Source organism: Dactylosporangium darangshiense (genome assembly GCF_039537565.1).
GTDB classification, from domain to species: domain Bacteria; phylum Actinomycetota; class Actinomycetes; order Mycobacteriales; family Micromonosporaceae; genus Dactylosporangium; species Dactylosporangium darangshiense.
This window is the reverse complement of the sequence record NZ_BAABAT010000023.1, coordinates 99,330-123,277: the sequence shown is the minus strand read 5'-3', so window position 1 is coordinate 123,277 and position 23,948 is coordinate 99,330. Positions and strand designations below refer to the sequence as shown.

Sequence of the window (23,948 nt, the reverse complement as noted above, 5' to 3'; positions counted from 1 at the left end):
CGTCATGCGGATCCCGTGCCAATGCCGTCGTCGGCCACGGTGAGCGGCAGCTCTGCCTGCAGGATCGTTCCGGCCCCGGGCGGACTGTCGAGGGAGATCCGTCCGCCGAGCATCTCGACGCGTTGCTTGAGGCCGACCAGGCCGCTGCCGGTGAAGGTCGCCCCGCCGGTACCGTCGTCGCGGACCGACACGCGTACCTGCTCGTCCACGACCTCGACGGTGACCGTGGCGACGGAGGCCCGCGCGTGCTTGGCCACATTGGTCAGCCCCTCGGCGACCACGTAGTACGCGCTGACCTCGAGCGGCTCGGGCAGCCGCACGGACGTCCGTATGTTCAGCTCCACAGGCACGGACGATCGGCGGGCGAGCGCCTTGAGGGCGGGAACCAGACCGCCTTCGGCGAGGATGGCGGGGTGGATTCCGCGCGCGATCTCGCGCAGATCGTCCAGCGCCTCGGTCAGCCCGGCCGCGATGCCGTCGAGCTCCGCACCGAACGCGGACTGCGCCGCTCGCACCTGCAGTCCCAGCGACACCAGCCGTTGCTGGGCCCCGTCGTGCAGGTCCCGCTCGATGCGTCGGCGCGTTGCGTCGGCGGTGGCGACGAGACGCGCGCGTGTCTGTGCCAGTTCGCTGCGCGCTTCGGCGTTCGCGATCGCCTGTGCGATCAGGTCGGTGTATTCGAGCAGCCGGTGCTCGGTATCTGCAGGAAACCGTCGACCTCGGGAGCCGACGCCGATCGCGCCCCAGATGCGACCCTCGACCGATATCGGAACGTCGACGGCGGAGCGGATTCCTTCCGCGCGGGCGCTCGCGGGCACGGTCGGCGACGCCGGGTCGTCCATATCGAAGCGGACGGAGCGGCCGGTCTCGCGCACCGGCGTTTGGGCGGCGCGCTCGTCGAGCTTCCGGCGCGCCCCCGGTTCGAGGCTGATGCAGCCGGCGCGTCCCATCAGCGTCGCCTCCCCGCCCGGCTCGAATCGCACGATCACCGTAGTGTCGGCGTCGAAGAGCGCGCCGACCTCTTCGGCCACCGCGGCGAACACCAGCTCCGGCCCCACTCCCTGGGCGACCAGTGTCGCCACCCGGCGTAGCGCGGCCTGCTCTTCGGCGACCCGGAGAAGCTCGTCGCGCGCTTCGGCTCTGGCGATCGCGACCGCGACAAGGTCGGCGAAAACCGCCAGGTGGCCCTCCGCGCCGGCGGGGAAGCCCGCGTCGCGCGGCGACCACACGACCACCGTTCCCCAGAGGCGGCCCTCGACGGTGATCGGCGCGCCGAGAGCCGACCGCGCGGCGTGGCCGTGCACCGCGGCGGCTGCTGCGCGGGAGTCAGCCGAGCGCCCGTCGGTCCGCGCCGGTCGGCCGGTCTCGTGGACACGCGTGGTGACGTCCCGGACGCCGAGCGGGATCTGGCCGCCGGTCGCTACGGCGTCGCCGGCCGTGTCCCAAGCGCCGACCAGTACAGCGCCGTCGGCGTCGTACCGGGCCACGGCCGCGGACTCGGCGTCCAGCAGGCGGCCCACGTCTGTGGCGACGGTCGCGAGCACCACCGGCGACGGCGATCCCCGCGCGATGAGCATCGCGATCCGCCCCAGCGACGCCTGTTCGTCGGCGAGCCACCTCAGCTCGTCGGCGCTGCGCTCCGGCCTGGTTTCCATGGGGTACGAGTCAGCCTTCCGGCCCGGCCTCCTCAGGAGACCGACTCCACGAGCCCGGTAGTGCCTCGCGTGCGGCGATCCTCGGCGCAGCGGACCCCGGCGAGGGCGACGGGCAGGTGCCGTGGGCCGCGGAGGACGGGATTGGGCCGGTACGGCGGCGGGTCCGCTTCGTCGCCGTGCATCTGGAACACCCCGGCGCGGCAAAGACACACTGTCCGTACCCCTGGCACCGGGTCAGATCGACCACCAGCCGCATGGTGCAACGCTAGGCCGGCCGCTGGCAAGCCCACCTCATCCCACATGGTGACCACCTTCGCTCGGCGGCTACTGGTCGGCGGGTTTGTCGAGCAGCCGGTGCACAGCGTGTACGGCCGCGGCGCCCTCGCCGACCGCCGAGGCCACCCGCTTCGTCGATCCGTGCCGTACATCGCCGGCGGCGACCACGCCGGGGACGCTCGTCTCCATAGCCAGCGGGTTGCGCGTCAGCGGCCAGCCGGTCGGCGGCTGACGGCGTACCAGCTCACGCCCGGTGAGCAGAAAGCCGGACTGATCTCGAACGAAGGTGGCGGGCAGCCAGTCGGTGTGCGGCGTGGAGCCGATGAGGATGAACAGAGCCGATGCCGGGACCGGTTTGGTACGGCAGGTCGCCGCGTCGTACAGGCTGAGCCGTTCCAGCCGCCCTGCCCCGGAGGCGCCTACAACCTGGGTATTGGTGCAGATGGTGACGTTCGGCCGGATGGCGATCTGTTGGATCAGATAGTCCGACATGCTCGACGACAGTGTTTCGCCGCGGACCACGAGGGTCACGTGTTCGGCGTACTGCGCGAGATGTACCGCGGCCTGGCCGGCAGAGTTGCCGGCGCCGACGATGTAGACGGGCTGGCCTCGGGTGGCGGGCGCCTCGCTGACCGCAGCGCCGTAGAACACGCCGGCGCCGACCAGATCCTCGACACCGGGCGCGTCCAGCCGGCGATACCGGGCGCCGACGCTGAGCACCACGGCGCCGCTGCTCACCTCGCTGCCGTCGGCCAATGTGATCAGCAGCTGCTGGCCGCGCCTGCGGAGTCCGGCGGCACGGTTGAAGACCAGTTCGGCGCCGAACAGCAACGCCTGGTTGCGGGCGAGGGTCGTGAGGGTCTTGCCGCTGACCCCGAACGGGAAGCCTAGGAAGTTGCGGATTATCGAGGTGGTGCTGGCCTGCCCGCCGACCGTGTGCGGTTCCAGGACGAGCGTGTGCAGTCCTTCCGAGGCGCCGGACAGGGCGGCGGACAGGCCCGCGGGCCCGGCCCCGACGATGATCAGGTCGTACCGGCTGTGCCGGGGACGGCTGCCGAACCCCAGCGCCTCGGCGATCTGCGGGACCGACGGATCGGTCTGCACCCGTCCGTTGAAGTACACGCAGACTGGTAACCGCCGCCCGTCCTGCCCAGCCAGTTCGAGCAGGCGCTGGCCCTCGGGCGAGCCGGGCGGGAACGACTGGAACGGGACGGCGTTGCGGTGGAGCAGGTCGCGCAGCGCGTGCGTGCTCGGTGCGCCCGGCTCGGCGACGATCCGCATCGCGTTGACCTCGCCGGGCTGTTCGGTGGCCTGTACCCACTCGTCGAGCAGCATGCCGACGCGCGGGTACAGCCAGTGCTCAGCCGGACTCCACGGCCTGATCAGGATCATGTCCACCCGTCCGAGCGCCATGCCGCGAAAAACCTCCTGTTCGGCCGGGCGGTTGAAGATCGGCACCACCAGCGCTCGCCGCGCGAACGGATGCATCGCGTGTGCCCGCTGCAGAAACTCATCGCCGCTCATGCCGGCCAACGCCAGGTCCGCGACGAGCACCGCGACCTGCTCGCCGCGCTGCCTCAACGCGGCAAGCGCGGACAGCCCGCGCTCGGGGACGGTCTCCGCCTCGACCTGGTAGTCGGCGCCGAACCGCCGCTCGAGCGCCTGCCGCAACGCGCCGAGCTCCTCGGCGTCCTGGCCGACCAGGAACAGCATCGGCGGAGCTTGCCCACTCATCGCGTTCGCCGCCCTTCCGCCGAACGGTGGAAGAGGGTCTACCCGCGGCGTCGCCCGGCTACCCTCCACCGCCTCAGCCGGGCGGCGGGCATGCTGGCCTGGAAGGGGGGCACCGCGACCAATACCACCGAATCGCTCTGACCGGTCGGTCAGCCCTTGACCGACCGGTCAGGCATGCTGGTTCTGGAGATGGAACGGCATGGGTGTCGATAGCGGGCGGACGTGATGAGTGCGGCCAGTCGATCCGTTGACCAGCAACGCTTTGCGGATGATCGTGTGCCAAGAACGCCGGATAAGATCGCGCTGGCCGACGACTTTTTCGTCTCCCGCAAGCTGTACCCGAACGTCGACTTCTACACGGGCCTGATCTACAAGGCCATGGGCTTCCCCACGACGATGTTCACCGTCCTGTTCGCAACCCCTCGAACAATCGAGCGGGAGGCCACCACGTTCGCCCGCATCGGAGATGGAGAACGTACAGGTCAGCCGCCAGCAGATCTGCGGCTCTCTGCAGGCCCGGCGACTGGGCGCGGAGGGCACGCAGCGGGAACGGGGATACACCGACGACAGTTCTCGTGCGCACCGCCCCACCCGCCTCACCTGCGGTTACGCTGCAGCCCGCTGCCGGCTGACCTTGGTGACGCCAGGTTATGAGGCGCGAGCTGCTGGAGGCGTCCCAGAAACTCTGTGTGCGAGAGTGTGCGGCAGGCGGGCGACCGCCTCCTCGGCTCTTCTGACAAGTTCAGCTTGGAGAGCAATGAGGAGCGGGCCACCGGTGGTCAAGACCGGCGGCCCGCGCACGAAGTTGTCCCAGCCGGCTGCGAACCGCTAAGGAGTCCACTCCGTAATGCACACAGTACAAGGGGACAACGGTCCCCACCGTAGGCCTGCCCGAAAGCGGCTCCCCGGCATGTGGCCGTGGTTTCCGCTGCTCGCGGTGCTGGCCGTAATTGTCCTCATCGTGATCGTCCTGTGGGTCAGCGGGGCGATCAGCGGGTTGGCCGCCGTCCTCACGGCGCTGGCCGGTGTCCTGATCGCCCTCGGTGGCGTGATCGCCGCGATTGGGCGCTTCGCGCGGTGAGGTAGGTGAGGGCGGGCCGGGCGCCCGCCCTCACCCTGGCGGCCGATCGGACGTCCAGCGCCGGCCGGCTGGCGGGCAAGTCCAGCCTGCGTCGGCTCGGGCTGCTCACGCACTCGACCGCGGGCTTCACCGACCCCGGCTCCTGCGGGCACGTGACGCTGGAGCTGCGCAACGTCGGCAAGCTGCCGATGATGCAGCGGCCGGGCATGAAGATCGGGAAGCTGTGCGCCTTTCGGCTTTCGTCGCCGTCCGGGCACCCGTACGGCTCGGCAGTCTACGGGTCGCGGTATCGCCGAACCCCGTGACGGCGGGTGACGCCGCTACACGGGCTCGATCGCGACGCGCGTCCAGTGCAGGCCGTCTGCGGACGTGTAGGCGGCCCGATCGTCGAACGCCAGGTACACGCCGGGCACGGTGGTCTGGACCGGTGGGCGCGTTCCGGACACGGTCAGGTGGTCGCCGAGTCCGGCCGGCGTCCCGGCGCGATAGGTGGCACCGTTGTCGTTGCTGACGTACCACTGCTGCCGGTCGTTGTCGCGCGACAGCACGACGTGGCTGCCGTCGGCGGACACGTAGGAGTCGCCCTGCTGGATGTAGCCGAAGACGCTCGGCAGGGAATGTCCGGCATCCGTGGATGCCCACGTCTGGCCGCCGTCGGTGGTGCGCAGAACCTCGAGCGTGTTGCCTGCGGCCGTTGCCGCCGGTTCCGTCGCGGACTGCACCCTGGACACGACGACGTAGGCGGTCATGCCGTCGACGGTCGACACGGCGACGTTCTCCTCGCTCGCCGGGCCGAAGGTGCGCAGCGACCAGGTGCGCCCCCGGTCGTGGCTGAGTGCGACGGCCGCGCGGAAGTCGGTGGTCGACGCGTGGCCGGTGATCCAGGTGCCCGGCGAGCCCGGCGCGGCCGCCGTCAGGCCGATACTCAACAGCGGCTGGTCGGCCAGGGGGGCCAGGCGCCCGGTGGCCGGGTCGGCGGCGAGTAGCCGGCAAGGCTGTTCCAGGGTTGTCTGGGAACACTGGACCCAGCCGTTGGCGGGCACTGCGGCCACGGCCTCGCCGACGGCCTGTAGGTCGCGCCAGGTCCGGCCGCCGTCCGTGCTGACGTGGTAGGTGTAGACGATCTTCGGCCCGGTCTGAGCGGACGGGTCGCCCTCGCTCTCGGTCACGTGCACCAGCACACCAGGGGCCGGCGCGTCGACCTGGCCATCGCCGAAGTCGTCCTGGCGGACCGTCCAGGTGCGGCCGCCGTCGTCGGAGCCGATGAGCTGGATCTTGCAGCCGTCATCGGGACAGGTTCGCACGCCGGCGTACAGGTGCTTGGCGTCGGTGGCGGCGACCGAGACCACCGAGCCGCCGGTCGGCTGGGCCGGCTGCGGCGCTTCCGGGGCCGGGCGCAGCATCTGCAGGCCCACGCCGAGGGCGAGCGCGCCGGCCAGCACACCGGTGGCGGTCCACGTCGTCTGCCGGCGGCGCCGGCGGCGGTGCGCCGCAATGTATACCGCGTCGGCGCTGAGCCGGGTTGGTGGCCCGGACGTTCCCGCCAGGTCCTCGAATCGCGTGTGAAGGTTCGTCATCGCCAATCACCGGCCATCGTTATCTCCCCGTCCTCCTGCAGTACTTCGCGCAACCGGGCCAGGCCACGGGCGGTCTGGCTCTTCACCGTGCCGGCCGAGCAGCCCAGTGCCGCTGCCGTTGCCGCCACGTCCAGGTCTTGGTAAAAGCGGCAGACCAGCACCGCCCGCTGCCTCGCTGGCAGCCGCCGCAGCGCCGCCGCGAAAGCCATCCGGCCCTCGGTGCCCTCGGCGCTACCGGGCGGCGCCAGCCGATCGGGTGGGTCGGCCACGCTGGACTCCCGGCGCCGCCAGTGCCGCCGCGCCTCGGCCAGATAGGCCCGCACCAGGCAGGTCCGGACGAACGCGTCGAGCGCGCCGCGGTCCCGGACCTTGGACCAGCTCACCGCGAGCCGCATGAACGCGTTCTGTGTCAGGTCGTCGGCCCAGTGCCAGTCTCCGCACAGGACGTAGGCCGTGCGGCGCACACTGTCGTGCCGGGCTGTGAAGTACTCCCGGAACTGCCGCTGTTCATCGCCTTCCCCGCTGGGCATCGCACCCTCCTCGCTTACTAGGTGCGACCGGCCCGGCCCGGCGGTTGTCAAAACCCGGTATCGCGCAAACCGGACCCTTGTCGAGCAGACTGAGCCCATGGAGTACGTGAGCCGGGTGCCCGCCCCGCCGCTCGACCGGTTCATCGACGACATCTACTGCCTGACCGGGCCGCCGCGCCACCGCCGGATGAACGTCCCGCCGATGCCGTCGGCGCACCTGTTCCTCAACCTGGGCGAACCCGCCCGCCTGTGGGACTGCGACCCGTCGGTGCCGCCGGCGGTGTTCACCGACGGGTGGTTCATGGGCCTGTGGACCAGGCGTTTCGTCGTCGAGTACCCCGCTCGGGTGCGGCTGGTCGGGGTGCACTTCAAGCCCTGGGGGTTGTCGCCGTTCGTCGACGTGGCGGCGACCGAGCTGTGCGACCGCTGGGTGCCGGCCGGCGACGTCTGGCAACGGTCGCTGGACCGGATTCGCAACCGGGTCGGCGAGAGCGCATCGGCCACGGAGACACTGCGGGTGCTGGAGGAGGAGCTGCGGACGCGGCTTGCCGGGCAACCGCCGCGCGGTCTCGACCTGGTCCGGCACACGGGCGGGCGTTTGGAGACGTCCCACGGTGGCGTATCGGTCGGTGCGCTGACCGATGCCGCCGGGGTGAGCGGCAACCACCTGGCCGCGCAGTTCAAGTCCCATGTCGGGGTCACACCGAAGCGGGTGGCGCGGATCTACCGCTTTGCGCGGCTGATCCTGTCCGTCGACGCCCGGCATCCGGTCGACTGGGCGGCGCTCGCCCATGCGGCGGGCTACTTCGACCAGGCCCACTTCAGCCGGGAGTTCAAGGACTTCACCGGCCACGCCCCGACGCAGTACCTGGCCCTGCGGCGCAGGTTCCCCGCCGAGCCGGGGTTCGCGCCGGACAGCGGCCCGATGCCCGCCGATTGATTTTTTACATGCCCGGCCGCCCCGGGGCCGACAGGATCGGAGGCGAAGGCGCAAGGAGACTGGAGGAGACCCTGTGGGCATCGTCATCATGAACAACTCGGTGTCGGTGGACGGCTTCATCGCCGACGAGCACGACGACGTCGGGCCGCTGCACGACTGGTACTGGAACGGCGACACCCCGATCACCGATGTCGGCGACGAGGGGTACGACCATTCCGGAGCGGGAACCGGCTTCAAGGTCTCCCGTGCATCGGCCGCCTACGTCGGGCCGATCTGGGCGTCGATCGGCACGATCGTGATGGGCCGTAACCTCTTCGACCTGGTGAACGGCTGGGAAGGCCGGCCGCCCGCGGGCGACCACGTGGTCGTGGTGTCCCACCGGCCCAAGCCCGACGGCTGGCACCCCGAGGCGTCATACCACTTCGTCGACAGCGTGACGGAGGCGATCGCCAAGGCCCGGGAGCTCGCCGGGGAGCGAACCGTCGCCGTGAACGCCGGCGACGTGGGCGGCCAGATCCTCGCGGCCGGCCTCGTGGACGAGGTGGCGATGGACGTGGTGCCGGTGGTGTTCGGGTCGGGCAAACGCTACTTCGGCAGCATCGGCGGGCAGCACCTGCTGGAGGATCCCCACGAGGTCATCCAGGGCGACCGGGTGCTGCACCTGAGGTTCAAGGTGCGCCGTTAGACCTCGGTGTCCGTCAGTAGTTGGGTGTGGAGGAAGAAGAGTCGCTCGACGACGCGATCGCGCGCTTACGCGGCGAGCTCGGTGCCGCGGTGGAGCCGGAGTCGTACGACGCGGCGGGGACCGCGGGGAACCTCGCCGGTGCGCTGCTGGACCTGGCCGGTCGGGACGGGGTCGCCGAGCCCATCCATGAGGCGATCGCGCTGTGCGAGGCGGCGATCCGGCGGTTCCCCGGGCACGAGGACCGGCAGTGGTGGTGGTACTGGCTGGCGGACGCGCACACCCGGCTGGCGATGCACGACGACGATGTCGTCGAGTACGAGCGGGCCATCGCCTGGCTGAGCGTGCTGCGCGGCGAGCAGAGCCACGACGATCCGGACCGGGTCGAGACCGAATGGCAGCTGGCGCAGCTGTACTGGCTGCGGTTCGAGACGGTGGCCGGCACCGTGGTGCACGACGGTGCGGCCCGGGCCGAGGTCGACCGGCTGGTCGCGGCGCTGGCCGAGCCGGCCGCACGCCACCCGTTCGTGCGCATGTTCTACGGGATGGCGCTGATGCGGCAGGCGCCGGCGCAGGGCGATCCGGAGTGGCTGCACCGGGGCATCGCGACCCTCGCGGAGGCGTTGGAAGACGTACCGGTGGGCACGGCACACCGCACGCGCGCCGTCGCCGACCTGATGCACGGCTATCGGGACCAGGCGGCGCTCGGCCGGCCCGAAGCCCTCGACCGGGCCGTCGCCGCCGGCGAGGAGGCGATCGCCGGGGCCGGCGACGACGACCTCCTCGCCGTGCTGCTGCTGCATCGCGGTCTGGCCTGGGTGTACCAGGAACGCTTCGACGGCGACCGGCAGCGCACCGCCGACCGCGACCGGGCGATCGAGCTGTGGCGCTTCGTCAACGACCACGTCGATGCGGAGGCCTTCGCGCTCGTCGGCTGCGGGCACCTGCTGTTCGACCGGGCCGACCGGGGGCGTTCGCCGCACGACCTGGACGAGGCGTTGCAGGTGGCCCATGCGGCCGTGCGCGCGACCGGCCCCGGCCATCCGCTCGGCGTGGAGGCCCGCTACCTGCTCGGGTCCGTGCACGCGCTGCGCGACGAGCACGCCGAGGCGCTGCGCTGGCTCGACGCGGCCGACCTTGCCGGGCCCGACGACGACGAGCGGGTGCGCATCATGCGCGAACGGCTGCGCAGCATGTCGATCCTGGCCGGGCAGGGGACCGTGCCCAAGGAGCGGCTGGCCGCGGCCGCGGCGCAGGCGCAGGCCGTGCTGCGCGACGCGGCACACGCCGACGAGATGTGGCGTGCGCGGCTGGCCGGCACCCTCGCCGCGGTGCTGCACGGCGAGGTCGCGACCGGCGACCGGGAGCGCCTCCTCGCCGACATCCGTGCGCTCGTCTCGTCGTACGCGCACGTCGTGATGCCCGACCCGCGCTGGCGGGTCGAGCTGGACTCCGCGGCGGCGCTGCTGACGTTCCTGACCGGGTCGAGCGCGGAGCAGCACCAGGCCCTTCGCGACCTGGAGCGCCTCGCCGGCTCGCTGCCCGGTCTGGACACGACCGCCCTGATGGCCCCGCTGCTGGCCCAGCGGGCGGTGAACAGCGGCGATCTGGGTGCACAACGAGCCGCGGTGACCATGCTGCGCGGCGGCGAGGGCGACGCGGCCGCCGCCGCGCTGGCCGCCATGATCGACGCGCAGCACCACAGCAGCGCGGGCGACGCCGAGGCCTCCCGCGCCGCCGTGGCGGAGGCCCGGCGCTTGACGGCCGCCGTGCCCGACCTCGCCTTCATGGGTGCCATGCTCGACGGCTTGGATGGCTTCGACGGCCGGCCGGTCGCGGACCGGGAGCCGCCGCGGGGAGCGCTGGAAGCGGCGGCGCAGATCGTGCAGCTGGTCGTCGCTCAGCGCCGGGCGCTGGCCCGCCGCGACGGGCCCGAGCTGCGGCGCATCGCCGCCGCGGCCACCGCCATGATCGCGCGGTTCCCCGACAACACCGCCGACCAGCGCATCACGGCCCTCGAAGCCGCCGGCGAGGCCGAGACCGCCCTGGCCGAGGTGGTCCCGGCGGAGCGGGCCGGCGCCGCCCGCCGCGCGGCCGCGCACCTGCGCGAAGCCTGCGAGCTCGCCGGCGGTACGCACCACCCGCGATGGCCGGACCTGACCAGGTGCCTCGCGGTCGCGGTGCGGTACAACGACCGGCCCGGCAGCCGGCGCCACGGCCTGTCGAGCCTGCGCACCAGCACCTGGCAGGTGCTGATCCAGGCCGACGACGAGCTGGCGCTGCAGGCCGCGCGGTCGGCGGCGGCCGCGTCGCGGCTGGTCGCCTCGTGGTGCGTGCAGGACCAGGCGTACGACGACCTCGTCACGGCCCTCGACGCGGGCCGCGGGCTGACGCTGTACGCGGCGGCGGCCTCCCGGTCGATCCCCGACCGGCTGGCCGAGGCCGGTCACCACGACCTCGCGGCGCGCTGGCGCGACTCCGGCGGGCGGGGCAGCGCGACGCCGGCCTCGATCGTGCCCGACGACCTGCGGGAGAGGGCGTTGCACGCGCTCAGCGCCGACGCGTTCGCGCCGGTGCGCCCGGAGCAGATCCGCCGGGCGCTGGCCGCCGTCAGTGCCGATGCGCTGGTGTACCTCGCCGCGACCGACGAGTGGCAGCCGGGGTACGCCGTGATCGTGCCGGTGTCGGGCGGCGCGGAGGTGCTGCCGCTGCCCGGCCTGGAGCCCGGGCACGCGCCCGGCGGCCCCACCGGCGACGTGCGGGAGCTGGTCGTGACCGGCCCCCAAGACCAGGACCAGGACCAGGGCCGGCGCCTCGACGAGGTGTGCCGGTGGGCCTGGAGCGCCGCGATGGGGCCGCTCCTGCAGTACACGAGGAGATGGCACCTGCAACGGCCCGTGCGGCTCGTCCTCGTGCCGACCGGGGACCTGAGCCTGGTGCCGTGGCACGCGGCGGCGCACGAGGGCCGTTACGCGCTGCAGGACGCCGTCATCTCCTACGGCGTGTCGGCGCGCATGTTCTGCGCCTCGGCGCAGCACCCGCTGCGCGGGCCGTCGTCCGCGCTGATCGTCGGCGACCCGCGCGGCGACCTGCCCTACGCCGCGGCCGAGGCGAGCGCGGTGCACGCGGCGTTCCACCCGGGCGGGACGCTGCTGGAGCGGGCGACGCCCGACGAGGTGCTCGACTGGGTCGCCGCGCCGCAACGCGGACCGTCGCTGCTGCACCTGGCCTGCCACGGCCGGGTCGACCCGGCGCGCCCGGTCGAGGCGCACCTGGCGCTCACCGGCGGCAACCTGCCGACCCGGCGGCTGCTGGAGGCGGCCCGGCGCACCGGCGTCGACATCGACCGGGTGGTCCTGTCGGCCTGCTCGACCGGCGTCACCGGGACGGCACACGACGAGGCGGTCAGCCTCGCGGCCGCGTTCCTCGCCGGCGGGGCACACACCGTGTTCGGCACGCTGTGGACGGTGCCGGACGTCGACACGTCGGTGCTGATGTACCTGCTGCACCACCATCTGTCCGTGGACGGCTGCGAGCCGGTGGGGGCCCTGCGCCGGGCCCAGCTGTGGATGATCGACGCGGACCGCACGCCACCACCGGGTATGCCGCCCGCCTTGGCGAACGTGCCCGGCGCCGAGGATCCCCGCGCCTGGGCCGCCTTCGTCCACCTCGGGCGGTAGCGCCGGCTCTACAGGTCGGGTTCGTCCGTGATGATGGCGAGGACGGCGGCGACGATGCGGTTGCGCTCGCCGGTGTCGCGCAGCAGCCGCACGACCCGTTCGCCGCCGGCATCGCCGCCGTGCGGCGCGCGGTCGATCGCGATGTCGGCGTCGTCGCCGAACACCAGCCGGATGACGTCGGTGACGGCCCGCTCGGCCGGCAGGCCGCGGGCGATCCGGCCACGGATGGCGACCACGGCCTCGTAGGCGAGGGCGCGCATGTACGCGTCGTCGAGGTCGGCCGGGTCGACGAGCGCCAGCATCGGCTGCTCGGTGCCCGGGACCACGGGCAGCGCGGAACGGGACACCGGCGCCTCCTTACGGCCGAGGGGCCGCTCCACATAGGCGGCGTACCAGTCCGGGCGGCGCCGCATTACCTCGAGCACCCGGTCGATGTCGCGCCGGACGAGGGCCCGCCCGGCCGCCCAGTCGCCGGTGTGCTCGGCCCGCTCGGCGGTCCAGCTCTCCAGCGGCCACAGCTCGGCGCCGGCGGTCGCCGGCTGCCCGACCCACACCAGCATCTGCACCGCGAGGTGGACCAGCCACGGGTCGTCGCCCAGCGCCGCGCTCAGCCACTTCGGCGGCCGGGGCCGCTGCAGCGCGCCGAGGTCGCCGCGGCGGCGCCGGTGGCCGTCGACCGTGGCCGCGTTGAGTCGCGACGCGATCCACGCCTCGAGGTTGGTGATCGGCTTGCGGGCCGAACGGACCACGTCGTGCACGACCGCCTCGACGTCGTCCTCGAAGCGGTCGAGGCAGTCGTCGGCGAGCTGGCGCACGGAGGTCGCGCACCCCACGTGCCCGCGCCGGCGCTCGAGGCCCTGCGTGAGGCCGTTGAAGACCACCGGCCAGGCGATGTCGTACGTGCCGCCGGTGAGCCGTGCGCGCTCGGCCGGGGCCGCCTTCGCGACGGTGGCGGCCAGGACACCACGGCGCGCTAGCGTTCGCACCTCGTCGGCGCGGCGGCGCGGGGCGGAGACGGCGAGCATGCGGTTCCCTCTCGAACGTTGTCGGCCGCCGGCCGGCGCTCGGCGGATCGGAAACGGTCAAGTGGAGTGTCGTCAGCGTGGTTGCAGAATGGAACGGGGCGAACTGGTGTACTGCACGGTCTTCGGGCCGGTCATGGGCGTAGATCGACAGCCGGGCCAGGAAAACGGACGAGGCTATTCCGGAGTCGGGCCATGACGGTACGTAGAACGGTTCGCTTTGCAGGCCGCTTACGACCTCATCTGCCACTATTGGGTGATGACCGACAGTCCCGGAACGCCCGATGGGGCGGGCGCATCGCAGAGCGAAGCGTCCGCGAGCGGTGCCGGGGACGAGCAGGCCGAGCGCGTGGCCGCGGTGTTACGCCGCGAGCTGCAGGCCGCCGGCCAGGCCGCCCGCGAGTCCGGCACCGACCCCGAGGAGATCACCGCCGACCTGACCGAGCGCCTGGCCCGCCTCCGCCGGCTCAACGCCGCGGAGGCGTCCAAGGAACGCAAGGACAAGGAACGCGAGGAAGACGCCTAGTCCTCGAGTAAGCGAGGTTCGGGGGCGCGGACCACGGTGTCGAGGAACCCACGAACTGCGGAACCCGGGCTCGGATCGTGGGTGTGCTCCAGCACATGGAGCGAGGTCTCTGCGCGGTGGAGGCAGTCTCCGTCGAATGGTCACAAGTGCTCGCAATGGGCGTGCTGGATATCGATCGCGGTGCTGCCGCTGTGGTATGACCTTGCCGTGGTGGTGCTGGGCGTCGACTTCGGGACATCGTCGACCGTGGCGGTCGTCGGGCTGGACGACGGGCGGGCGGTGCCGCTGCTGTTTGGTGAGACGCCGTTGTTGCCGTCCGCGGTCTGCGTCGCTGCGGGTGGTGAGATGCTCGTCGGGCGTGATGCGGTGCGGGCGTCACGTGCCCGGCCGGATGCGTTCGAGGCGCATCCGAAGGCTCGGATCGACGACGGTGACGTGCTGCTCGGTGAGCGGGCGGTACCCGTGGTCGAGTTGATCGGTGCGGTGCTGCGGCGGGTGGGTGACGAGGCGGTCCGGGTGGCGGGTGCGCCGGTTGATCGGCTGGTGCTGGCCCATCCGGCAGGTTGGGGCACCCCGCGCCGGCAGACGCTGGCGGAGGCCGCCGCCGTCGCGGGCCTACCGGCGGCGGTGCTGGTCAGTGAGCCCGTCGCCGCCGCCTCGTACTACGTGCATGTGCTCGGTCATGTGGTGCCGGTGGGTGGTTGCCTGGTGGTCTATGACTTCGGGGCGGGCACGTTCGATGCGTCGGTGGTGCGGCGCACGGCCGGCGGGTTCGAGGTGCTGGCCGATGGTGGCATCGTCGACGCCGGCGGTTTGGACGTCGACGCGGCGATCGTCGGGTATCTCGGTGCGGTGTACGGCGCCTCCGACGCGGAAGGTTGGCGGCGGCTCACTGCGCCGGTCACCGCGGACGACCGGCGAGCGTCGCGTGCCTTCTGGGACGATGTGCGCGCCGGCAAGGAGGAACTGTCCCGCACGTCGATGACGACGATGTACGTGCCGATTCTCGGCGTGGAGGCGGTTCTCGGGCGGGAGCAGTTGGAGCATCTGGCCCGGCCGTTGCTGGACCGCACGGTTGCGGCGACCCGGCTGGCGGTGCGTCATGCCGGGATCGGCGCCGAACAGATCGCGGCGGTGTTCCTCGTTGGCGGCTCCAGCCGCATGTCGTTACCCGCGACACTGCTGCACCAGTCGCTGGGGGTCGCGCCGACGGTGATCGAGCAGCCCGAACTGATCGTGGCCGGTGGCACCTTGCATGTGGCGGGCGCCGAGCCGCACCCCAGGGCACGGTCGTTGCTGAGCGGAGAACTGCATTCGGTACCGCCGCAGGTTTCGACACCGGCCGGGGCGCAGCTGCCGGCGTCGCCTGCGCCGACGCTCGGCCTGCCGTACCCGCACGCTCCGATCTCGCCGGGCCCGCTGTCCTCTCCTGTCCCGGTGTCGCCCGCGCCGGTGTCACCGGTGCCCGAGCTTGCCAGCATGACCGGGCTCGGGGGCTATCAGCAGACCCGTGCGGCCGGGCTGGGTACCGATCGGCCGGTCCTGGCGGTCCCGACCGCCGTGCAGACGCAGCAGGTACCCGAGGCGTTGGAGCCGCCCGGGTCTGCCGCAGCGCCGATCGAACCTGGAGCCGAGGTCGAAGCTTCGGCGGTTCCGGTACGTAGGATCCGTCGTCGACGGCTCGCCGTTGCTGCGGCTTCCGCGCTCGCGGTGATCGTCGCGGTGATCGTGGTGATCGCTCTAACGGCTCAAACCAACCCCGTCGCGCTCGTCACCCTCACCGACCATCAGAACGGTGTGACGTCGGTGGCGTTCAGCCCGGACGGCAAGACCATGGCCAGCGCCGGCCTCGACAAGACGGTCATGGTGTGGAACATGGCCAACCCGGCCGCGCCGACCCGGATGGCCACCCTCACCGACCATCAGGACTCGGTGACGTCGGTGGCGTTCAGCCCGGACGGCAAGACCATGGCCAGCGCCAGCCTCGACAAGACGGTCATGGTGTGGAACATGGCCAACCCGGCCGCGCCGACCCGGATCGCCACCCTCACCGACCACCACGAGGGTGTGCGTTCGGTGGCGTTCAGCCCCGACGGCAAGACCATGGCCACCGCCAGCTTCGACAAGACGGTCATCGTGTGGAACATGGCCAACCCGGCCGCGCCGACCCGACTCGACCCCCTCACCGACCACACCAACAATGTGTTGTCGGTGGCGTTCAGCCCGGACGGCAAGACCATGGCCAGCGCCAGCCTCGACGGCACGGTCATTTTGTGGAACGTGACCAACCCGGCCGCGCCGACCCGAATCGCCACCCCCATCGACCACCAGGAGTGTGTGTTGTCGGTGGCGTTCAGCCCGGACCGCAAGACCATGGCCACCGCCAGCCTCGACGGCACGGTCATGATGTGGAACGTGACCAACCCGGCCGCGCCGACCCGAATCGCCGCCCTCACCGACGACAAAGACTGGGGGTATTCGGTGGCGTTCAGCCCGGACGGCAAGACCATGGCCACCACCGGCCAGGGCGGCACGGTCATGATGTGGAACGTGGCCAACCCGGCCGCGCCGACCCGAATCGCCACCCTCACCGACCACCATCAGAGTGTCTCGTCGGTGGCGTTCAGCCCGGACGGCAAGACCATGGCCACCGCCAGCAACGACCACAAGGTCAAGGTGTGGCGACTGCCTCGCCGCCTAACCTTGTTCTCATGAATGAGCCTGGTCTTGAACATGTGGCGGTCGGGCGTGGACCTCGGTCGATCATGGAGACAGCCCTTGGTTGATCATTTTCTTGTCGAGGGAAGAACATCAACAACCAAGGGCTGTCTGTGGTCAGTTTGCATTGATCCGCTCAGCCCCGAACCTCGCTTGCTCGAGGCCTAGTCGAGCCGGTCGGCCTGCTCGGCGCGCAACGCGCGCACCCGGTGCAGCCGGCCGGTCAGGTCCGCGGTGATCTCGACCGGGTCGTCGCCCGCCCGCCGCCGCGCCTCCACCGCGCCGCGCAGCTCACGCAGCAGCATCTCGCCGATCGGGTCGGGGCCCTCGGGCCGTTCGCTGTCCACGCTCACCGCCCCCGGTAGGTCAGCGACGCCCACAGCGCCGGCTCGGTCAGGTCCACGGCCCGCGCCACCCCGGCGAGCGGGGTCGGCAGGTCCGCCGGCACGGTGCGGTCAGGGTTGATCATCCACCGCTGCACGGCACCCACCGCGACCGCCGGCGCCGCCCCTTCGACCAGCGCCAGATGCAGCATGAACTGGGCCAGCGCCGCGACCGGCGGCGGCACACCGCGCTGCCAACCGGCCACCCCCGTGCACCCGGCCCGCAGCAGCGCGTCGGCCAGCGCCGTGAACGCCGCGTGCCCCGCGGCCGGCAGGATCGCCAGCCCGCCGGCGGCGGCGATGTCCGCGATGGCCAGCACCCGCCCACCGGCGAGCTCCAGCACGGCCGTCCCGTCGTCGACCCGCACCCCGCACGCGAGGTGCAGCAGCGACGCACCCGGCAGCCGGTCGAGCAGCTCCGCGGGTTCGCCGGCGCCGTCGACCGGCTCCAGCGCGCGGCCGAGGCAGACCGAGCGCGGGTAGAACAGCCGGCGCAGCACCAGCACGTCGATCATGTCCTCCTCGCGGTCGCCCCGCGGGTTGATCACGAAGACGGGCTCGACGGCGATCGCGCGCACCTCCAGCCCCGCCAGCCGCACCGCCTCCGCGCCCCCCGCGACGCGCGACACGTCGAACTCCTCGGCGACCCGCTTGCCGCTCACGGTGCGGGCGGCGGCGAGCGGTATGCCGACCGGCCCGTCGCCCGCGGCCACCAGGATCCGGGCCCGCCGCCGCACCCCGCCGCCCCCGTCGCGCCATCGCTCGACGATGGCGGGCCAGGTCGGGTCGCCAGACGTCAGCGGGTCGGTGACCGGCACGTTGGCGGCGACGTCGAGCTGCTCGGTGGCCGCGTCGAGGCACAGCACGCCGACGGTGCGCCCGGCTTCGTCGGTCGGGTGCAGGTAGACGAGTGCCGCCGCACCCATGCTCCGCAGCGCCGCCGCGACGTCCTGCGTTTCGGGCGTCTCCGGCGTCGGTACCCCGGCCGCGCCCACCCCCATCATGGCCTCGACGAGGTCCCCGGCCAGCCACGCCGACTCCGCGCGGGCACCGGCCGCAACGCCCGGCGAGGCCGCGATCTCGAGTGCTCGGAAGGCGTCCTCGGCCCGCCCGTCGGCGAGCATCCAACCGGCGAACCGGGCCGCCCACACCGGATCCTGGTCGGCACCGTCGAGGGCGGCGACGGCGGCGGCCCTGGCGCGCTCGGCGTCCCCGGCCGCTCCCCGCCGCCGGTACGCCGCCGCCAGCCGCCGCCAGGTCCGCGTCCGCAGCCCCGACCCGATGTCGTCGAGCCCGGCCGCCGCCGACTCCAGTGCCTCGATGGCGCCCTTCAGGCCGGCGTCGTCCTCGTCGTAGAGCCGGACGGCGCCCACCACCGCGGCGAGCGCCGGTCCGCCGGCATCGGGCCCGGCGGCGATGCGTTCGCCGGCCGCCCGCAGCGCATCGAGGTCGTCGCCGGTGACGGCGACGATCGCGTCGGCGAAGGGTGAGGGGGCCAGGGCTTCGGTGGCGGCCGCACGGATGCGGTCCGGGTCGCCGCTGTGCACGGCCGCGGCGAGCCGGACCTGCCCGATCGCCCGGGCCAGCGCGGGCCGCAGGGAGTGCCCCTCCGGAAGCGCATCGAGGGCGTCCGTGAGGCTTTCCGGGTCGACCGGCGATCCGGAGCGGATCGCCGCGTGCGCGCGGCACAGCACGTCCACCGCGCTGCGACCGCCGCGCTTGCCGAGCGGCAGCGTGGCGAGGTCGCCGATCGGCCCGGCGAACGGACGCTCGGGGTCGACGAGCGCGCCGAACGCCTCCACCGCGGCGCCGGCGGCCTGGTGCCAGTCCGGGATGAGCTCGACGGCGCGGACGAGGTGCCGCACGGCCGCATCGAGGTCGTCGTCATCGTGGCGCAGGCACAGGGCGACGGCCAGCAGCAGGCGGTCGACGCCGGCGTCGTCGGGCTCGGCCAGGTCGGCGGCGTTCGACGCGCCGCCGACCAGGGCGTCGACGTCCTTGCGCGGCAGTGCGGCAGCGTCGGCGAACAGCAGCCGCAGCGCGTGGTCCCAGGGCTGGCCCTCCGCGGTACCGGCGAGGCTCGAAAGCCTTCGGCGCACGGCCGCGCGGGCGGCGTCCGAGGGTGGTGGCGGCGGTGCGGCCCGCGGGCGTGGCACGGTAGCGGTCGCTGTCGCGGTCTTGGCCGAGGTGTCGCGGACCACGGCGACCGGGTAGTCGAGCGGGTCGGCGGCCGCCAGGGCATCGGACAGGAACGGCGCGGGCGACGCCATGGAGCTCGCCGGGCGCGGCATCGTCCCCATGGTCTGGCGCAGCTGCTCCGCCGCCGCCATGGCCTTCATCATGCGGCTCAGGTCGAACGAGGCGAGGCCGCCACCGCCGCCGAAGCCCTCGAGCATGTCGCGCAGGGCCTCCGCGAGGGGGAGCATGCCCTCGGCGGCGGCGGTGATCTCGGCGTTCATGGCGGGGCCGGCCAGGACCTCGCGCAGGCGTGCGGCGGCGCGGTCGGCGTCGGCGACCGTGGTCGTCGCGCCGCCGGACATCAGGCGGGTCGCGTCGAAGGAGCCCATCTCCTCGGTGACGCGGCCGAGGTACAGCTGTGCGGCCACGACCCGGGCCATGGCGCCCAGCATCGGGGCCAGGCCGGCGCAGGCGAGGGCCTCCTCCAGCAGTGCGATGCCGTCCTCGCGGTCGGTGACGGGGCCGCCGTGCACGGTGTGGCGGACGCCGAGCATCCAGCCGGTGTTGGCCGCCACGTTGCCCCGCACGGCGGCGGCGGGGTCGATCAGGCCGTGCGCCTCGCGGCAGGCCGCGATCGCACCCTCCAGGTCGGGCAGGCCGGCCGGGCGGCCGGGGCCGGTGCGCCAGTACCGGTCGGCCAGAGCCTGGCCCAGCTCGAGCAGCGTGTGGATCCGCGCCGCGCCCGACAGCCCGGCGAGCCGGTTTCGTAGCGCGGTGACTCGGTCGTCCATCGGAAACTCGCCTTCCGGTCGGTCACTGTCCCCAGTGGATGAAGCCGGCCCACGCCGCGACCCGCGCCGGGTCGGTGTGGCCGCGGAGCATCTCGCGCAGCGACTCGGGCATGCCCTCGGGCGCCCGCCGGTCACGGTCGAGCATCCACAGCTGTGCCCGGCGCAGCGCGTCCCACGCGGGGCGGCGCTCGGCGATGAGGTGGTGGTGGAACATGTACATCAGCAGCGAGGTCGCCTGGTCCGGCACGCTCCACTGGGTCGACAGCACCGTGCGGGCGCCGGCGGCGAGGAACATCGTGCCGAGGCTGTACGCCTCGTCGTAGCCGTGCACCGACCGGCCGGTGTGGCAGGCGGCCAGGACGACCAGGCCCACGGCCCGGCGGTTGGCGGCGATGAGGCCGACGAGCTCGTCCGCGGCCAGGATCTCGCCGCCGGCCAGGAGCAGGTGCGAGGAGGCCTCCTGCGGGCCGGCGCGCATGACGCCGTGCGAGGCCAGGTGCAGCACCGCGCCGGCCTCGGCGTCGTCGGCGCGCAGCCACTCGCGGACGTCGTCGGGGGAGCCGGGGCCGGAGCGGCTCACGGTGCCGTCGGGGAGCCGGCCGACGTAGCGGGCGCCGCGGTAGAACGAGCGGTGCACGGCGTGTGCCTCGAGGCGGGCGGCGTACAGCTCGGCGGCGCGCCCGCCGGTGTCGGGGTCGGCGACGATGAGCCCGGCCGAGGTGAGCGGCACCGGCGCGGCGGCGGCCGAGTCGCACAGCATCCGGGCCGACGCCGCCTGGGAGATCGCGACCCGCTCGACGGCGTAGACGCCCTCGGGGTCGCGCGCGGCCTGCCACGGGATGCGGGCGAGCTCGCCCATCGGCACCAGCACGAGGCGGGGCACGCGGCCGGCCCCGGCGGCGTCGAGGAACGGCCGGATCACTGGGCCGACCGCCGCCTTCCACGCCCATTCGCACAGCCCGTGGAGGCTGTCGTGCAGCTCGACCGGCTCGCGGTTGACCTCGCGGGTGGTGATGGCGTTGAGGTACCGCTCGACGTCGACGCTGTCGTCCACGAGCAGGTTGGCCAGGGCCATGTAGCTGGGCCGGCCCTCGGCGGGTGCGATCACGGCCCAGCCCGGCCGGGTCGGGGCGCCCGGCACCAGGTACACCAGCGCGTCGGCGTCGAGCCGGCACAGCGCCGCCTGGATCTCCTCGAGCCCGGGCGTGTCGAGGACGCCCGACTGCAGGGCGAGGACGTCGATCACCTCGCGCCGCAGCTGCGCGGGCGCGTCCTTGCCCGCGACCGCGGCCCAGCGCGCGGCCAGCTCCGGGTGCCCGGCCTCGACGAGGCGGGTGGTCGGGTCGCGCAGCTCGGTCGCGGCGAAGAGCAGCAGCCCGCGCCCGGCGTCGAGCGCCCGCAGCGCGTCGGTGAGCTCGTGGTCCATGAGGCAGTTGGCGGCGATGTCCATCGCGTCCTTGGCGGCGTCGCGGGCCGCGATCCGGGCGGCGAGCGGGTCGGGCTGCAGCAGCACCCGCCAGGCGTAGCTGCGCAGCCCGTCCAGGCCGGCGCGGCGGGACGAGGCGTGGTCGGCGCCGTTGAGGCGGTGTACCTCGGCGAGCATCCCGTTGATGAGGCTCCAGGCCGGGTCGTCGGGCCCGGAGGCCTCGGCCCGCGCCTGCTCCAGCAGCTCCAAGGCCTCGTCGAGGTCGGAGGAGAAGCCGTCGGCCTGGGCACGCTGCCACAGCCCGAGGGCCAGCGACGCCTTGTAGAACGGCCGCCGCGGGTCGCCCGGATCGGCCTGGGCCAGGCCCTCGCGCAGGTCGGCGAGCGACGCCGCGATGACCTGCGGGTCGGTCTCCTCGCCGCCCTTCAGCGCGAGCCCGCCGACGGCGGTGAGGAACATCGCGCGCTCGGCGGGCGAGGCGCCGGGCCGCTCCGCCATCCGGCGCAGCACCTCCGTGCCGCCGCTCGGCCACAGGCTCGGCGCCGGCGCCGTCGTGGCCTCGCCGTCGATGGTCCGCGCCGCCGGCGGCGCGGATCCGGGCATGAAGGCGCGCAGCAGGTCGCTCAGGGAGTGCCCGCCGTCGAGCTCCGGCAGGCCGGGGATCCCGTCGACGCCCTCGAGGCGGGCGATGCCCGCGGCGACCGCGTCGTGGTCGCCGCGGCGCTGTGCGGCGAGGACCTCCGACATCGTGGTCACGGTGGACAGCAGCCGCTGCGCCTCCGGGTGCCCGGCGGCGAACCCGTCCAGGAGGCCCATCCGCCCGGGCAGGTCACGGATGATGCCCTCGTCGCCGTCCTGCAGGCCGGCGAGCAGCTCCAGGCCCATCCGGCAGGTGTGGTGCAGCGTCTGAACGGCCGGGTCGCCTGGGTGCTCGGCGGCGATCTCGTCGGCCTGGCGCAGCGCCTCCCGCGCGTCGTCGATCTCGAACACGGCGGCGGCCCGGGTCAGCGCGGTCAGCCGGGCGGCGGCGCGGATCCGCGGCCAGTCCGGATCGGCCGGGGGGTGCCGGTCGGCGCGGGCGATCAGCGGGTCGAGCACGCGCAGCCGTTGCACGTCGGGCGGGCCGTCGGGGCGCAGCAGCATGCGGACGAGGTCCGCGGCGAGGGTGCCGGTCGCGGGCCCGTCGCCCGGGACGCGCTCCAGCTCGCGGACCGCGTCGTCGACGGCGGCCTCGCGCGCGGGACCGTGGGTCGAGCGCGCGTGGATGACCGCGACCGCGCACCGGGCGACGGCGTCGTCGGCGGGTGCTGCGGGTGCTTCGGACACTTCGCGCTCCTCGGGTTCGATGGAACTGTTTTGTTGCTCTTGCTGTTCTGACGGACGGTCCGCACTCCCGGCCGGGCTCACGGACCGTCCGCCCCCCTCCTGCCCGCTTGCCCGGGGGCCGCGGGCCGCCTGTTCAGTCCCCGCGCTCCTCCGCCAGCAGTTCGTTGACGGCGGCGAGGATGCGGGCGAAGCGCACCGGGTCGGCGACGAGCGCCACGGCCCGCTCCGCGTGACCCATGCCGGCGCCGGGGCTGCGGTCCATCTCCCCGCCGGCCGGCGCCGCGCCGAACACGGCACCGAGCACCTCGGCGACGACCGCCTCGGGGCGTTCGCCGCGGCGCACCCGGTCCCGGATGGTGTCCAGGGCCGTCGCCGCCAGCTCGCGCAGGACGGCGTCGTCGCGCTCGTGCCGCTCGGTGAGCAGCAACGGCTCCGGCTCCACGTACGCGCCGGTCTCGGTGCGCCGCGCGGCGTACACCGGCGCCTGCTTGCGCCCGAGCGGAATCTCGATGTTGCGCTGGTACCACCGCTGGCGCAGCTGCATCGCGGCGAGCACCACCACGACGTCCCGGTCGGTGGCCCCCTCGCCGCCGGAGTGGTCCCCGGTCGCGGCGGCCCGCCGCTCGGCCCACGACGTGAGGGGCCACGTCCCGGCGCCCGCGGTCGTTTCGATCCCGACCCAGTCGATCATGGCCTCGGCGAGCGCCACCAGCCACGGGTCGTTGCCGAGGGCCCGCTGCAGCCAGATCGGGGGACGAGCGCGCTGGAGTGCGCCCCGTTCCCCGCGCCGGCGCCGGTGGCCGTCCACCGTGGCGCGCTGCAGGCACATGGTCAGCCAGCCCTCCAGGTTGACGATGGGCACCTCCGCCCGGTCGAAGAGGTGGTCCAGGACCGACTCCACGTCGTTGTGGAACCGGTCGAGGCAATCCGGCTCCAGCCGCTCGACGGCGGTGGCGCACAGGAAGTGCCCCCGGTTGTGCTCCATGCGCCGGGTCACCTTGCCGAACACGATCGGAAAGGCGATTTCGCAGGCGCCGGCCCGCAGCCACCGGCGCTCCTGCTCCCCGACCGCCCGCGCGTACCGCGCGAGCGTGCCGTCCCGAGCCAGCTTGCGGACGAACTCGGCCGCGTCGGACAGTTCTTCGCTATTTGTCACGGGTCCGCGCCTCCGTCATCGAAATCGCGTCGCCGCGGTTTCGCCGGAGGGCATGCGTCAATGCGCGGAAAGGTCCGCGTATTGTCTGGGAGAATGCCGGGTCCGGGGGAACCGCGTCGTTTTCTGCTGCGATTTCGATTTTGCTGGCGCGACGCCCGGGCGCTCAAATGTTCGGGCGCCGGATACCGGCATTTACGTACGCCGCTGTTGATCTACGTATGACCTACGTACGCCGGCGTTCGGGCCGGGCCCCGCGCGGGGCCCGGC

General features: G+C 73.3%; 15 protein-coding genes and 2 pseudogenes. 8 read left to right on the top strand and 9 right to left on the bottom strand.

Translation table 11 applies throughout. The features are described from left to right. Positions 1 to 2: 2 nt before the first annotated feature. On the bottom strand, positions 3 to 1,547 hold the full coding sequence (locus ABD901_RS34130; protein ID WP_345133242.1) for a GAF domain-containing sensor histidine kinase: 1,545 nt from the start codon (positions 1,545 to 1,547) through the stop codon (positions 3 to 5). Positions 1,548 to 1,979: 432 nt separating this feature from the next. Next, on the bottom strand, positions 1,980 to 3,644 hold the full coding sequence (locus ABD901_RS34125; RefSeq protein WP_345133240.1) for an NAD(P)/FAD-dependent oxidoreductase: 1,665 nt from the start codon (positions 3,642 to 3,644) through the stop codon (positions 1,980 to 1,982). Positions 3,645 to 3,890: 246 nt separating this feature from the next. On the opposite strand from ABD901_RS34125, the pseudogene ABD901_RS34120 reads away from it, so the two are divergent. The 3 genes and pseudogenes from ABD901_RS34120 to ABD901_RS34110 all read left to right on the top strand — a co-directional run. After that, positions 3,891 to 4,091 (top strand): annotated as a pseudogene (locus ABD901_RS34120) (citrate/2-methylcitrate synthase); the annotation flags it as partial. A 484-nt stretch (positions 4,092 to 4,575) separates the two neighbouring features. Then, positions 4,576 to 4,746, top strand: a complete 171-nt coding sequence (locus ABD901_RS34115; protein WP_345133238.1) for a hypothetical protein — start codon at positions 4,576 to 4,578, stop codon at positions 4,744 to 4,746. 59 nt (positions 4,747 to 4,805) lie between these two features. Continuing rightward, positions 4,806 to 5,051, top strand: a pseudogene (locus ABD901_RS34110) (dCTP deaminase); the annotation flags it as partial. 15 nt (positions 5,052 to 5,066) lie between these two features. On the opposite strand, the gene ABD901_RS34105 reads toward ABD901_RS34110, so the two are convergent. Together ABD901_RS34105 and ABD901_RS34100 are read right to left on the bottom strand one after the other, a co-directional pair. After that, on the bottom strand, positions 5,067 to 6,323 hold the full coding sequence (locus ABD901_RS34105) for a sialidase family protein (RefSeq protein ID WP_345133236.1): 1,257 nt from the start codon (positions 6,321 to 6,323) through the stop codon (positions 5,067 to 5,069). After that, the gene (locus ABD901_RS34100; RefSeq protein WP_345133234.1) at positions 6,320 to 6,853 is read right to left on the bottom strand and encodes a SigE family RNA polymerase sigma factor; all 534 of its coding nucleotides are present in this window, start codon (positions 6,851 to 6,853) and stop codon (positions 6,320 to 6,322) included. Before ABD901_RS34100 ends, ABD901_RS34105 begins: the two co-directional genes overlap by 4 nt. A gap of 97 nt (positions 6,854 to 6,950) precedes the next feature. Between ABD901_RS34100 and ABD901_RS34095 the strand changes: the two genes are divergently transcribed. The 3 genes from ABD901_RS34095 to ABD901_RS34085 all read left to right on the top strand — a co-directional run bounded on the left by ABD901_RS34095 (position 6,951) and on the right by ABD901_RS34085 (position 12,155). Then, positions 6,951 to 7,793, top strand: a complete 843-nt coding sequence (locus tag ABD901_RS34095) for an AraC family transcriptional regulator (protein ID WP_345133233.1) — start codon at positions 6,951 to 6,953, stop codon at positions 7,791 to 7,793. Positions 7,794 to 7,866: 73 nt separating this feature from the next. Then, on the top strand, positions 7,867 to 8,478 hold the full coding sequence (locus tag ABD901_RS34090) for a dihydrofolate reductase family protein (protein ID WP_345133231.1): 612 nt from the start codon (positions 7,867 to 7,869) through the stop codon (positions 8,476 to 8,478). Positions 8,479 to 8,504: 26 nt separating this feature from the next. Continuing rightward, positions 8,505 to 12,155, top strand: coding sequence for a CHAT domain-containing protein (locus tag ABD901_RS34085; protein WP_345133229.1), 3,651 nt, complete (start codon positions 8,505 to 8,507; stop codon positions 12,153 to 12,155). An 8-nt stretch (positions 12,156 to 12,163) separates the two neighbouring features. Here ABD901_RS34085 and ABD901_RS34080 read toward each other — a convergent pair whose 3' ends face one another. Continuing rightward, entirely contained in the window at positions 12,164 to 13,180 is a 1,017-nt protein-coding gene (locus tag ABD901_RS34080; protein WP_345133227.1) for a hypothetical protein, read from the bottom strand. Between the two features lie 256 nt (positions 13,181 to 13,436). Between ABD901_RS34080 and ABD901_RS34075 the strand changes: the two genes are divergently transcribed. Beyond that, positions 13,437 to 13,703 (top strand): hypothetical protein, encoded by a 267-nt coding sequence (locus ABD901_RS34075; protein WP_345133225.1) that lies wholly within the window; start codon positions 13,437 to 13,439, stop codon positions 13,701 to 13,703. 180 nt (positions 13,704 to 13,883) lie between these two features. Further along, the gene (locus tag ABD901_RS34070; RefSeq protein ID WP_345133223.1) at positions 13,884 to 16,418 is read left to right on the top strand and encodes an Hsp70 family protein; all 2,535 of its coding nucleotides are present in this window, start codon (positions 13,884 to 13,886) and stop codon (positions 16,416 to 16,418) included. 167 nt (positions 16,419 to 16,585) lie between these two features. Here ABD901_RS34070 and ABD901_RS34065 read toward each other — a convergent pair whose 3' ends face one another. From ABD901_RS34065 to ABD901_RS34050, 4 genes are all read right to left on the bottom strand, one after another. Beyond that, positions 16,586 to 16,768 (bottom strand): hypothetical protein, encoded by a 183-nt coding sequence (locus tag ABD901_RS34065; protein ID WP_345133221.1) that lies wholly within the window; start codon positions 16,766 to 16,768, stop codon positions 16,586 to 16,588. A 2-nt stretch (positions 16,769 to 16,770) separates the two neighbouring features. Further along, positions 16,771 to 19,773 carry a hypothetical protein gene (locus ABD901_RS34060; protein WP_345133219.1) on the bottom strand — a complete coding sequence of 1,001 codons (3,003 nt, stop codon included), beginning with the start codon at positions 19,771 to 19,773 and terminating at the stop codon, positions 16,771 to 16,773. 22 nt (positions 19,774 to 19,795) lie between these two features. Continuing rightward, complete coding sequence (locus tag ABD901_RS34055; protein ID WP_345133217.1) at positions 19,796 to 22,525, bottom strand: CHAT domain-containing protein; 2,730 nt, start codon at positions 22,523 to 22,525, stop codon at positions 19,796 to 19,798. A gap of 133 nt (positions 22,526 to 22,658) precedes the next feature. Further along, positions 22,659 to 23,681: a hypothetical protein gene (locus ABD901_RS34050; protein ID WP_345133215.1), complete on the bottom strand. Its 1,023-nt coding sequence runs from the start codon at positions 23,679 to 23,681 to the stop codon at positions 22,659 to 22,661. Positions 23,682 to 23,948 lie beyond the last annotated feature (267 nt).

Excerpts from the sequence above, each read along its gene's own strand:
- ABD901_RS34080 (WP_345133227.1), bottom strand. The coding sequence starts at position 13,180 with ATGCTCGCCGTCTCCGCCCCGCGCCGCCGCGCCGACGAGGTGCGAACG.
- ABD901_RS34115 (WP_345133238.1), top strand. The coding sequence starts at position 4,576 with ATGTGGCCGTGGTTTCCGCTGCTCGCGGTGCTGGCCGTAATTGTCCTC.
- ABD901_RS34075 (WP_345133225.1), top strand. The coding sequence starts at position 13,437 with ATGACCGACAGTCCCGGAACGCCCGATGGGGCGGGCGCATCGCAGAGC.
- ABD901_RS34100 (WP_345133234.1), bottom strand. The coding sequence starts at position 6,853 with ATGCCCAGCGGGGAAGGCGATGAACAGCGGCAGTTCCGGGAGTACTTC.
- ABD901_RS34125 (WP_345133240.1), bottom strand. The coding sequence starts at position 3,644 with ATGCTGTTCCTGGTCGGCCAGGACGCCGAGGAGCTCGGCGCGTTGCGG.
- ABD901_RS34105 (WP_345133236.1), bottom strand. The coding sequence starts at position 6,323 with ATGACGAACCTTCACACGCGATTCGAGGACCTGGCGGGAACGTCCGGG.
- ABD901_RS34060 (WP_345133219.1), bottom strand. The coding sequence starts at position 19,773 with ATGGACGACCGAGTCACCGCGCTACGAAACCGGCTCGCCGGGCTGTCG.
- ABD901_RS34095 (WP_345133233.1), top strand. The coding sequence starts at position 6,951 with ATGGAGTACGTGAGCCGGGTGCCCGCCCCGCCGCTCGACCGGTTCATC.